Origin of the sequence: Rathayibacter sp. AY1A2 (genome assembly GCF_002930935.1) — a bacterium.
Classification (GTDB): domain Bacteria; phylum Actinomycetota; class Actinomycetes; order Actinomycetales; family Microbacteriaceae; genus Rathayibacter.
Window position 1 is genome coordinate 294,597 of the sequence record NZ_PSTP01000003.1, and the last position, 10,708, is coordinate 305,304.

Consider the following 10,708-nt stretch of genomic DNA (forward strand, 5'->3'; position numbering starts at 1 on the left):
TCACGGGAGCAGGAGGTCCGCGAGCTCCTCGGCGCCGGACACCAGCGCGATCGTCCCGACCGCCTCGAGCGGCGATCCGTAGCCCCACTCGACCATGATCGTCGGCACGCCGTGGGCGGCGGCGCCCTGCACGTCGTGCTCGCGGTCGCCCACCATCACCGGCGCCGAGAGGTCGACGCCGAGCTCGCGGAGCCGGCGCAGCGCCTCCTCCACGACGTCGGCCTTGGCGCTGCGGACCTCGTCCTCGGAGGCGCCGCAGATCACCGTGAAGTACTGCGCCAGTCCGTAGTGCTCGAGGATGCGCGTGGCCGCCGACTCCGGCTTGGAGGTCGCGAGCGAGAGCGGCACGCCGGCCTCGGCGATGCGCGCGAGCACCTCGGGCAGCCCCGGGTAGACCGAGGAGTCGAACAGTCCGCCCGCGTTGTAGCGGCGGCGGTAGACCACGAGCGCGGCCTGTGCCTCCTCGACGGTCATCCCGCCGAGCTCGCGGAACGCCTCGAGCAGCGGAGGGCCGACGTAGGCCAGCAGCTCGGCCGGAGCGGGCACGGGGCGGCCCAGCTCGACGAAGGTCTCGACGAGGGTGCCGGTGATGCCGGGGGCCGAGTCGGTGATCGTGCCGTCGAGGTCGAACAGGATGCAGGACCAGGTGCCGGCTCGCGCGTCGAGGCCGGTGGCGGCGAGGGTCGTGTCGGACATGGCGGGCTCCTGACCTCGGAGGACGGGGTGACGCCGGCGCTGCCCCGCCGGGGGCCACACTCTACGGCCGTTCGGCGTCCAGAGCCCGTTCGACGAACGAACGGGTGACGACCTGGGCGATCGAGCCGGGGTCGAGCTGCACGGCGACGAAGTCGGCGGTGCGGATCAGCGCGAAGGCCTCGCGTCCGGGGAGGACCAGCATCTGCACCCGCGGATGCTGCTGCCGGGGGACCGCGGTGCGCACCTCGTCCGTGGAGGTGAACAGCGGCAGGACCTGCTCCCCGGTGGTCGTCGCGACGGTGCGGACGTGCGGCACGCCTCCGGGCTGGGAGCCCGTGACGTCGACCACGAGGGAGCCGTCGAGGCAGGCCTCGAGCAGCCGGTCGACGGCCTCGGCGGTGGGAGCGGCGACGAGCGCCTCCAGTGCTTCCCGAGCCTCCGCATTGCGGTACGGACCGGGTCGCGCCGGGCGTGCAGGGGGTCCGCCTCGTCGTGCCATGGCTCCACGCTAACGAAGACCGGGGCGTGATCGGAATCGCCGGGACCGGTTCCCGGGAATGCGCGCGATCGGTGTCCGGAATCGTTACGGCCGTCTGCGGACACCGTGTCCTCTATTCGACGGCTGGTGGCGAACAGCTCGATTCAGCCGTGATTGCCTCCGCTTATCCTGAACATTCCCCTCGACATGGCGCGAGAAAGGGACGAATGGCGCCATTCATGGCGCACTCGATTGTGAAAGGGGGTAATGTCTCTCCCGGTCCGGGTCGAGACAGTCCGGTCCCGCGAACTCCAGGAGGAAAAGTGGCCCAGAAGATCACGCTTGTCGACGATATCGACGGAACCCTTATCGATTCCGGTGACGGCGGTACCGTCCGCTTCAGCATCGAGGGCGCCAACTACGAGATCGATCTCGGCCCCGACAACATCGCCGAGCTCCACTCGGCGCTCGAGAAGTTCGTCTCGAGCGCCCGCCGTGTCGGCTCGCGCCCCGCGGCCGCCACGAGCGTCGCGACCGCCTCCAAGAGCGACCCCAAGCAGCTCAAGGCCATCCGCGAGTGGGCGAACGCCAACGGCCACCCCGTCTCCGACCGCGGACGCATCCCCTCCGAGGTCCAGGCCGCCTACCAGGCCGCCCACAAGTAGCGGCCGCCGGGCTCTCGGCCCGGTGAGACGCCGCATTCCCGGGCCTCGCGCCCGGTGAGCGGAAGGCCCCCGTGATCCGATCGCGGGGGCCTTCGCCGTGCCTGTCGCCGCGACTTCGCCGTGCCTGTCGCCGTGCCTGTCAGAACAGGCGGGTGTGGGAGTCGTCGGTGCCGCGCATGGCCTCGTAGTCGAGCACCACGCAACGGATTCCGCGGTCCTCGGCGAGAGTCCGCGCCTGCGGCTTGATCTCCTGAGCGGCGAAGACTCCCGTCACCGGGAAGAGGTGCGGATCGCGATTCATCAGCTCGAGATAGCGGGTGAGCTGCTCCACTCCGTCGATCTCGCCGCGGCGCTTGATCTCGACGGCGACGGCGGCTCCCGAGGAATCGCGGGCGAGGATGTCGACCGGGCCGATCGCGGTCATGTACTCGCGCCGGACGAGAGTGTGCCCCTCTCCGAGGAGGCCGATCTGCTCGGCGAGAAGGCGCTGGAGATGCGACTCCACTCCGTCCTTCACGAGTCCCGGATCGACGCCGAGCTCGTGCGCCGAATCGTGCAGCACCTCGTGGATCGAGACGACGAGAGCGTCGCCGGTCTTGCGGTGCGCGACGGTCCACTGCTGCGTCACTCCCGCGGCGCGCGCCTCCTCGTCGGGCTCGCCCGTGATCAGCGTGCAGGGCGGGCTCATCCAGTTCAGCGGCTTGTAGGAGCCGCCGTCGGAGTGGATGAGGACGCTCCCGTCGGCCTTGACGAGCAGGAGGCGGGTGGCGAGCGGGAGGTGGGCGCTGAGACGGCCGGTGTAGTCGACGGAGCAGCGCGCGATGACGAGACGCACCCGTCGAGGATAGACGGCGCGGCTCCGGCGGGCTCCCGGCTCAGCGCGCGGCGACGGGAGGCCGGCGGCCGAGCGGAGGAGCGGGCGGCGGCACCGAGAGCGAGGCGCGCAGCGCGACCGCGAACTCGGCCGGCGCCTCCGCCCACGGGTGGTGGCCGCTCGACTCGATGACGGCCAGGCTCGCCTGCGGCAGGAGCGCGGTGAGCGCCTCCAGAGCGGCGATGCCCGTCACCGGATCGTCCTCCCCGCCGAGGACGACCGCGGGGCAGTCGAGGCGCTGCAGAGCGGCGCGGATCGCCGCGGTGTCGTCGGAGCCGGCGGGAGTCGTGTGACCGGCAGCCCGGTCGTCGATCCCGAGCCAGGCGGTGCCGGGGGCGATCAGGAGCAGGTGGGCGATGCGCTCGGGCGCGTCCACGGCGGCGAGCAGGACGGCGCGGCATCCGGAGTCGTGCGCGGCGAGATCGAGCTCGTCGACGCCGAGGTGACGGCGCAGGTCCTCCACGTCGGCGGCCGTCGTGGCCGGGGGAGCGGGAGGCAGCTCCGCGGAGCCGCCCACTCCGCGCGGGTGCAGCACGAGGACGCGGCGCGTGCAGGCGATCGAGGCGAACGAGCCGAGGTAGGAGGGATGGCGCTCCGGCTCGCCGGGGACGACCACCAGGGGCCGCCCCTGACCGGCTCCGTGCTCGTCGACGTGGAGCAGGGCGCCGTCGCGCGCTCGGTACCGCATCCGCTCCCCCTCCGCCGCCGTCCTGGGAAGCCTAGGGGGAGGCGCGTCGGGGCGCCCGGGCCGCACGGGGGCTTGCGGCGGCGTCGAGGGCGCGGCGGTCAGCTCCGTCGCCTGCGGGCGGCGGGGGAGGCGAGCCCGCCCACGACCACCAGGGCCAGAACCAGGAAGAGGGCGTTCAGCAGGCCGTAGTGCTCGCCGAGGAAGCCGATCGCCGGCGGTCCGACCAGGAACGCGACGTAGCCGAGCATCGCCACCGCGCTGACGCGGGCGGCCGAGTGCGGCCCCTCCGCCGCGGCCGACATGCCCACCGGGAAGCCGAGCGAGCAGCCCAGACCCCAGGCGACCGCGCCGACGACGACGAGCGCGTCGACCGGGGCGAGGATGAACAGCAGGATGCCGACGATCGCGAGCCCGGCGGAGGCGCGCAGCACCGGGACGCGGCCGAAGCGGTCGAGCACGGGTCCGCCGATCACGCGTCCGACCGTCATGGCGGCGACGAACACGCCGAACACGACGGCGGCGGTCGTCTTGTCGGTGCCGTGGCCGTCGACCATCGCCAGGGTCAGCCAGTCGTTCGCGGAGCCCTCGGCGAAGGCCATGCCCAGCATGATCAGGCCGATGAGGACGAGGCGGCCGTCGCGCCAGACGCCGAGGGAGGCGGCGACGCGCTCGCGGACCGGCGGCTTCACCGTGGTCGCCGCGCCGGAGGTGTCGAGCTCCTCGCGGACCGGGACGAAGCGGATCGCGATCACCGCGGTCACGGCGATCACCACGGCGATCGCGCCGAGGTGGACGGCGACGGGCACGGCCAGAGCGGAGGCGCCCGCGCCGATCAGCGCGCCGGCCACGGTGCCGAGGCTGAAGAAGGCGTGGAACAGCGGCAGGAGCGTCTTGCCGAAGGCCTTCTCGTTGGCCGCTCCCTCGACGTTCATCATCACGTCGACCGCTCCGTTGCCGAAGCCGAGCATCGCCATGCCGGCGAAGGCCGCGGGGAGGACGCCGATGACGTCGGCCGAGACGCCCAGCACCGCGAGCCCCGCCGCCGAGACGGTGAGGCCGAGCGCCATGCCGCGCCGGGCGCCGATCGCGCCCATGACCGGCGTCGAGAACGCGAGTCCGACGATCGCGCCGATCGACATCGAGAGGATCAGCAGGCCCACTCCGGCGGTCGAGAGCTGGAGCTCATCACGGATGGCGGGGGTGCGCGAGACCCAGGTGGCGATGGAGATCCCGCTGAGGACGAAGATCGTGAAGACGGCGTTGCGCCAGGCGACCAGGTGCGGGCGCGTGAGCGCGGACGTCGAGGTCATGGCGGTTCTCCTGGTGCGGGCGGGATCCGGGCATCGGATCGAGAGGCACGGTCGAATCGATTCGAAGCGAGCCGGTCTAAGCTATCCGGAACCCCGGGGACGGTCAACCGACGACGAGCGCGCCGCCCCCACGAGGAGGAACGTGGAACCCCGCAAGAGCCCCCGGCCGACGCTCGCCCGCGTCGCGAGCCGGGCCGGAGTGTCCCCCTCCACCGCCTCGCTGGTCTTCAGCGGCTCCGGCCCCGTCTCGGAGGCCACGAAGGAGCGGGTGCTGCGCGCGGCGTCCGAGCTCGACTACGCCGGCCCCGACCCGCGGGCGCGCTCGCTCCGCCGCGGCCGCTCGGGGATCGTGGGGGTCGTTGTGGACGAGCGGATGCTGCACGCGTTCCGCGACCCGATCAAGATCGCCATGCTCGACGGGATCGCCGACGTGCTCGGCGGGGTCGACGCCGGGATCCTGCTGCTCACCGAGACCGGCGACGGCGCGGGCCTGCTGGCGACGGCCCCGGTCGACGCGATGATCCTGGTCGGCTGCAGCCCGTCGGTCGACGACTCCGTCGCCGTGCTGCGCCGCCGGGGGGTGCCGGTCGTCGTGGTCGAGGGCCTCTCGGAGCTGGGCGGCGCCGTGATCTCGCTCGACAACCGCGAGGCCAGCCGCACCCTCGCGGAGCACCTGCGCGAGCTCGGCCACGAGCGGATCGCGGTGGTCTCGCTCCCGTTCGCGAAGGACCGCCGCCGCGGCGCGATCCCGGCCGGCTGGCGCTCGAGCCCCAGCATCACTCCGGTCGACCGCCTCCTCGGCGTGCAGGACGTCTTCCCGGACGCGTCGGTCGCCGCCGCCGCGGCGAGCTCCGTCGACGAGGGCGTCGCCGCGGGCCGCACGCTGCTCGAGGGGGCGGAGCCGCCGACCGCGGTCGTCGCGCAGAGCGATCTGCTGGCCGCGGGCGTGATCCTCGCGGCGGAGGAGCGCGGGCTGCGCGTGCCCGAGGACCTCTCGGTGGTCGGCTTCGACGGCGTGCAGGTGCCCGGTCTCGCGGCCGAGTACGACCTCACGACGATGGCCCAGCCCGCGGTCGAGAAGGGCCGTGCGGCGGGACGGGCCGCGGTCGCGCTCCTGGCCGACGAGGAGGCGGAGGCGGTCTGCTTCCACGCCGTCTTCCACCGCGGGAACACCAGCGCACCGCCGCGCTGACCGGAGTTGTCCACAGGCTTCTCCACAGGGGAGGAGTGCGGTCAGCGGAGCCAGACGTCGCTGCGGACCCGGAGCCCGAGGGTGACCGCGCGGGCGCCGAGGAAGCCGACGGCGAAGGCGAGCCAGAGCGCGAGGAGGCGCCATTCGGCGGGCGCGGCGGGGGCGAGCAGGGCGAGCGGGACGAAGACGGCGAGGTTCGCGAGGCCGCTGAGCGCCAGGTAGCGGCCGTCGCCGGCGCCGATCAGCACGCCGTCGAGCACGAAGACGTAGCCGCCGAGCGGAGCGGTGAGGCCCACGACCGCGATCGCCGCGGGGAGCAGCCGCAGCACCTCCTGGTCGCTCGAGAAGACGTACGGCAGGACACCGCTCAGACCGGTGACCAGCGCTCCGAGCACTGCACCCGCACCGATTCCCCAGGTCACACAGCGTTTCGTGACGGCGCGGGCCTGCTCGGCGTCGCCCGCGCCGAGGAGGCGGCCCAGCAGCGCCTGCGCGGCGATCGCCACCGCGTCGAGGGCGAAGGCGACCGTCGAGAACAGCGTCATCGCCACCTGGAAGGCGCCCAGCTCCTCCGCCCCGAGCGAGGTGGCGGTCGCGACCGCGAGCAGGATCGCCGCGCGGAGGCTCGCTGTGCGCAGCAGCATCCAGCCGCCGGATCCCGCGGAGGAGGCCAGGCCCGCGAGGTGCGGCCGCAGCGGCGCGCCGACCCTCCGGGCGAGCCGCAGCGCGACTCCCGCGTAGGCCGCGAGCATGGCCCACTGCGCGATCACCGTCCCCAGTGCGGAGCCGGTTATCCCCAGGCCGGCCGGGTAGATCAGCACGGCGTTGAGAGCGGCGTTGAGAGCGAATCCGCCGGCGGCGATCACCAGCGGAGTGCGGGTGTCCTGGAAGCCGCGGAGGAGCCCGGTGAGCGCGAAGACGCCGAGCATGGCGGGGATCCCGGCCATGCTCACCGCCAGGTACCGCACGCCCGCCTCGGCAACCGCCGGCTCCGCGCCGAAGAGCGCCACGACGGCCGAAGCGGTCAGCGCGCCCACCACGGCGATGCCGGCGCCGAGGAGCAGGGCCAGCCAGCCGCCGTCGATCCCGGCCGCCACGGCCCTCCGCTCGTCGCCCTCGCCGAGGGCCCGGCCGACCCGCGGAGTGGTGCTGTACGCGAGGAAGACCATCAGGCCGACGATCGTCTGCAGCACCGTGCCGCCCAGCGCGAGCCCGGCGAGCGGGACGGCGCCGAGATGGCCGACCAGGGCGGAGTCGGTGAGCAGGAAGAGCGGCTCGGCGACCAGCGAGCCCAGCGCCGGGACGGCGAGCCGGAGGATGCTGCGGTCGAGGGCGGAGGTCACCGCTCGACGCTAGCGGCTGCCGCAGCTCCGGGACGGGCGTACCGTGGGCGGGATGCAGCGCTTCGGGATCGGGCTGGCGGCCGTGGGCCGGCCGGCGTACATCACGGCAGGGCGCGACGACGACCTCGGCCCCGCGGCCGAGCGGAGCGTCGACGCGCTGCGCGAGCGCACGCACCTGCTGCTCGACGCGGCGTGGGACGCCGGCGTCCGCTTCCTCGACGCCGCGCGCTCCTACGGGCGGGCGGAGGAGTTCCTCGGCGGCTGGCTCGCCCGGCATCCGGAGCGGCGGGCGGCGCTCACGATCGAGTCGAAGTGGGGCTACGAGTACGTCGGCGGGTGGGCGATGGATGCGCCGGTGCACGAGCGCAAGGAGCACTCGGTCGCGATGCTCGACCGCCAGTGGCCGCTCACGCTCGACGCGCTCGGCTCGGCGCCCGACTCCTACCTCGTCCACTCGATCACTCCCGAGAGCCCGGCCCTCACCGACCGCCCGCTGCTGGACCGACTGCGCGGCCTCGCCGGCTCCGGAGTGCGCGTCGGCCTCTCCACCAGCGGACCCGAGCAGGCGCGCGTGATCGAGCTCGCCCGCGCGATCCCGGAGTCGCCGTTCAGCGCGGTCCAGAGCACCTGGAACCCGCTCGAGCAGTCCGCGGGCCGGGCGCTCGCCGCCGCGCACGACGACGGCTGGCTGGTGGTGGTCAAGGAGGCCCTCGCCAACGGGAGGCTCGTGGCGCACCCGATCGAGCACGCCGCCGCCGCGCCGGACGCCGTCGCCCTGGGGGCCGTCCTCGCGCAGCCCTGGGCCGACGTCGTGCTGAGCGGCGCGGCGACTCCGGAGCAGCTGCGGGCCAACCTGCGCGCGCGGCCCCGGGAGCTCCCGGACCTCCCGGCGCTCGCCGTGGATCCGGTCCGCTACTGGGCCGAGCGCTCCGCTCTCGACTGGACCTGAGAGCACTCGAACGAAGTGGCGCGTGCGCTCCGGCGCCGCACGGGATAGCGTTCCTCTCAGCGCCCCGTCTGCCCTCTCTGCGAGGGCTGGCGCGCGGATCGGCCCTCGTGATATCGCCCGAGGGGATCCGCCCCGGCCCGCCACCCCTCTTCGAGTGCGGCCGAATCGAGCTTCCGATTCTCAGGCGATCCGCAGGTTACGGGCGGGGCGACGGCAGTGCCAGAGGAAGCGGGGAGCGCGGGCTTAACGGGGGGTGACGCATCGGCGGGCTATGCCGGGGAGGCCGGACGGCCGTGGTCCGAGGGGTCGATCCGGATGGCGCACTCGAGGAGCTCGGCGCTCCTCCACAGGGCGCGGATCAGCGCGGGCATCCCCGGGAGCGATCGTCACGATCCCGAGCCCTCAGGACTCGGAGCCCCGCCGGACCCGCAGCCGCGTCTCCTCGAGGTCGAGCAGCGACTGGGCGTCGCGGAGGATGCGCTGCGGGTAGGCGCGGCGCGAGCGCGCGTCCAGCAGCGCCTCCCGCTCGGCCGCGACCACGGCGAGGCGCAGCGCCCGGTAGAGGCGGTGCGGAGTGTCCGCGACCGACCGCTCCGTGCCGCGCGAGCGCTCCCAGGCGGCCTCGGAGCGGAGGAACGACGTCTGGCGCACCCGCTCCAGGACGTCCGGAGCGACGCCGTCGGCGCCCTCGACGGCGTCGCCCGGGTGCTCCAGCACCGAGAGGCCCTTCTCGGTGATCTCGTCGAGCAGGCCCGCGAGTGCGCGCTGGTCCTCGGGCACGTCGATCCCGCGGATGCCCAGCGCCCGGATCAGCAGCGGCAGCGTGCTGCCCTGGATCAGCAGGGTCGCGACGGCCACGGTGAAGGCGATCAGCACGAGCTGCGGGCGGTACGGGATGTCCTCGGGCAGCGACTGCGCGGCCGCGAGGGTCACCACTCCGCGCATCCCGGACCAGCCGAGCACCAGACCGCCGCGCCAGCCGATGCCGTTGCGGCTGAAGTGCCGGTAGTCGCTGCGCCGCAGCAGGTAGCGCCGCTTCGCCCGGCCGCGCTCCTCCTTCGGCAGCTCCTGCGCCTCGGGCGACTCGAGCAGCTCCTTCTGCTCGCGGGCCCGGCGCTCGGCCCGGCGGGTCTGCCAGCGCTCGCCGAGGAGGACCGGCCCGACCCAGAGGAAGCGCACGACGATCAGCCCGACCACCGCGATCAGCCCGATCCCGACCGCTCCGGGCACGGAGAGGCGCGCGCTGTCGGCGTCGTGGATCAGCGAGCGGATCTCGAGACCGATCAGCAGGAACACGCCGTTCTCGAGCAGGAACTGCACGGTCCGCCAGTTGATCCGGTCGTTCACCCGCGACTGCGCGGTGAAGGCGCGGGAGGAGGCGTGTCCGGTGTGCAGGCCGGCGACGACCACGGCGAGCACGCCCGAGGCGCCCAGGCCCTCGGCGGGGATGAACGCGACGAAGGGGACGATGAAGGAGAGGACGGTGTTGAGCACCGGGTCCTCGAGCCGCGAGCGGACGAAGACGGTGACGACGCTGGCCACGAACCCGACCACGACGGCCACGACGACCGCGTAGAGGAAGTCGCCGATCGCGGCCCACGGCGTCGCGAGCGTCCCCGCGGCGGCGGCGAGGGCCGAGCGGAGGAGCACCAGCGCGGTCGCGTCGTTGATCAGTCCCTCGCCCTCGAGCAGGGTGAGCAGCCGCGGCGGGAGGCCGAGCCGCCGGCCGACCGAGGTCGCGGCGACGGCGTCGGGCGGGCTGATGATCGCGCCCACGGCGATCGCCAGGCCCAGCCCGAGCTCGGGGAGGAGGAGGAAGAGGAGCGCGCCGACGCCGGCCGCCGAGATCAGCACCAGCACGACCGACAGGCCGGTGATGGTGGTCAGATTCCGGCGGAAGTCGATGAACGGGACGCTGAGCGCCGCCGCGTACAGCAGCGGCGGCAGCACGCCGTCGAGCACCCACTCGTGCGGGACGACCACCTCCGGCACCCCGGGGATGTACGAGAGGCCGACGCCGGCGAGCACGAGGACGATCGGGGCGGCGACGCCGAGGCGCCGCGAGAAGACGGCGACCGCGACGAGGACCGAGACGCCGACGATCGCGGCGATGCCCAGCTCCATCAGCGGAGGCTCTCGAGGGCGCAGAAGGGCATGGTCTCGTCTCCAGGGGGTGGCGGGCGATCGCCCGGGACGAGTCTGCGCCTCTCGGCGGATGCGGGGCAGGGGGTTGCGAGCACCCGGCGTCCCGCGCCGGGGTCAGCCGTCGTCGCGAGCGGCGCGGCGGTCGAGCAGGCGGGCGAGTCCGAGGAGGAGCGCCATGGCGCCGAGCGCCGCGACGGCCAGGGCGAGCGCGGCGCCGGGCTCGAGCGTGATCCCGCGCTCGACGACCTGCGCGCGCAGCACCGGGTCGGCCGAGACGACGAGCAGGCCGATCGAGGCGGCGGCGAGGACGAGTCCGTAGAGGACGGCGCCGACGCGGATCCGCGGGCGGGCGGTGGCGGGGGTGGGCG

Annotated in this window: 11 protein-coding genes; 3 read left to right on the forward strand and 8 right to left on the reverse strand. The window is 74.0% G+C overall.

Annotation, left to right across the window (positions count from 1 at the left end):
• Positions 1–696 carry an HAD hydrolase-like protein gene (locus tag C5B93_RS05420; protein WP_104222626.1) on the reverse strand — a complete coding sequence of 232 codons (696 nt, stop codon included), beginning with the start codon at positions 694–696 and terminating at the stop codon, positions 1–3.
• A gap of 61 nt (positions 697–757) precedes the next feature.
• A complete protein-coding gene (locus C5B93_RS05425) occupies positions 758–1,195 on the reverse strand; it encodes an SseB family protein (RefSeq protein WP_104222625.1) in 438 nt (145 codons plus the stop codon).
• Between the two features lie 302 nt (positions 1,196–1,497).
• Here C5B93_RS05425 and C5B93_RS05430 point away from each other — a divergent pair, with 302 nt between their 5' ends.
• Positions 1,498–1,839: an Lsr2 family protein gene (locus C5B93_RS05430; protein ID WP_104222624.1), complete on the forward strand. Its 342-nt coding sequence runs from the start codon at positions 1,498–1,500 to the stop codon at positions 1,837–1,839.
• Between the two features lie 139 nt (positions 1,840–1,978).
• On the opposite strand, the gene nucS is transcribed toward C5B93_RS05430, so the two are convergent.
• From nucS to C5B93_RS05445, 3 genes are all read right to left on the reverse strand, one after another.
• Entirely contained in the window at positions 1,979–2,674 is a 696-nt protein-coding gene (nucS, locus tag C5B93_RS05435) for an endonuclease NucS (RefSeq protein WP_104222623.1), read from the reverse strand.
• 40 nt (positions 2,675–2,714) lie between these two features.
• Positions 2,715–3,401 (reverse strand): alpha/beta fold hydrolase, encoded by a 687-nt coding sequence (locus tag C5B93_RS05440; RefSeq protein WP_104291963.1) that lies wholly within the window; start codon positions 3,399–3,401, stop codon positions 2,715–2,717.
• Positions 3,402–3,499: 98 nt separating this feature from the next.
• Positions 3,500–4,711 carry a sugar MFS transporter gene (locus C5B93_RS05445; protein WP_104291964.1) on the reverse strand — a complete coding sequence of 404 codons (1,212 nt, stop codon included), beginning with the start codon at positions 4,709–4,711 and terminating at the stop codon, positions 3,500–3,502.
• A 142-nt stretch (positions 4,712–4,853) separates the two neighbouring features.
• On the opposite strand from C5B93_RS05445, the gene C5B93_RS05450 reads away from it, so the two are divergent.
• Positions 4,854–5,903 carry a LacI family DNA-binding transcriptional regulator gene (locus C5B93_RS05450; protein WP_258068145.1) on the forward strand — a complete coding sequence of 350 codons (1,050 nt, stop codon included), beginning with the start codon at positions 4,854–4,856 and terminating at the stop codon, positions 5,901–5,903.
• Between the two features lie 41 nt (positions 5,904–5,944).
• On the opposite strand, the gene C5B93_RS05455 is transcribed toward C5B93_RS05450, so the two are convergent.
• Positions 5,945–7,246 carry an MATE family efflux transporter gene (locus C5B93_RS05455; protein ID WP_104291965.1) on the reverse strand — a complete coding sequence of 434 codons (1,302 nt, stop codon included), beginning with the start codon at positions 7,244–7,246 and terminating at the stop codon, positions 5,945–5,947.
• 52 nt (positions 7,247–7,298) lie between these two features.
• Here C5B93_RS05455 and C5B93_RS05460 point away from each other — a divergent pair, with 52 nt between their 5' ends.
• Positions 7,299–8,195, forward strand: a complete 897-nt coding sequence (locus C5B93_RS05460) for an aldo/keto reductase (RefSeq protein WP_104257972.1) — start codon at positions 7,299–7,301, stop codon at positions 8,193–8,195.
• 402 nt (positions 8,196–8,597) lie between these two features.
• Here the strand turns inward: C5B93_RS05460 and C5B93_RS05465 are convergent, their stop codons facing one another.
• Together C5B93_RS05465 and C5B93_RS17200 are read right to left on the reverse strand one after the other, a co-directional pair.
• Complete coding sequence (locus C5B93_RS05465) at positions 8,598–10,319, reverse strand: sodium:proton antiporter (protein WP_104261412.1); 1,722 nt, start codon at positions 10,317–10,319, stop codon at positions 8,598–8,600.
• Between the two features lie 135 nt (positions 10,320–10,454).
• The coding region (locus C5B93_RS17200) for a hypothetical protein (protein WP_181068335.1) at positions 10,455–10,708 on the reverse strand (254 nt) is incomplete at its 5' end.

Bases quoted from the DNA above. Each gene is read 5' to 3' on its own strand.
- C5B93_RS05460 (WP_104257972.1), top strand. From the start codon at position 7,299: ATGCAGCGCTTCGGGATCGGGCTGGCGGCCGTGGGCCGGCCGGCGTAC.
- C5B93_RS05445 (WP_104291964.1), bottom strand. From the start codon at position 4,711: ATGACCTCGACGTCCGCGCTCACGCGCCCGCACCTGGTCGCCTGGCGC.
- C5B93_RS05425 (WP_104222625.1), bottom strand. From the start codon at position 1,195: ATGGCACGACGAGGCGGACCCCCTGCACGCCCGGCGCGACCCGGTCCG.
- C5B93_RS05440 (WP_104291963.1), bottom strand. From the start codon at position 3,401: ATGCGGTACCGAGCGCGCGACGGCGCCCTGCTCCACGTCGACGAGCAC.
- C5B93_RS05465 (WP_104261412.1), bottom strand. From the start codon at position 10,319: ATGGAGCTGGGCATCGCCGCGATCGTCGGCGTCTCGGTCCTCGTCGCG.
- C5B93_RS05420 (WP_104222626.1), bottom strand. From the start codon at position 696: ATGTCCGACACGACCCTCGCCGCCACCGGCCTCGACGCGCGAGCCGGC.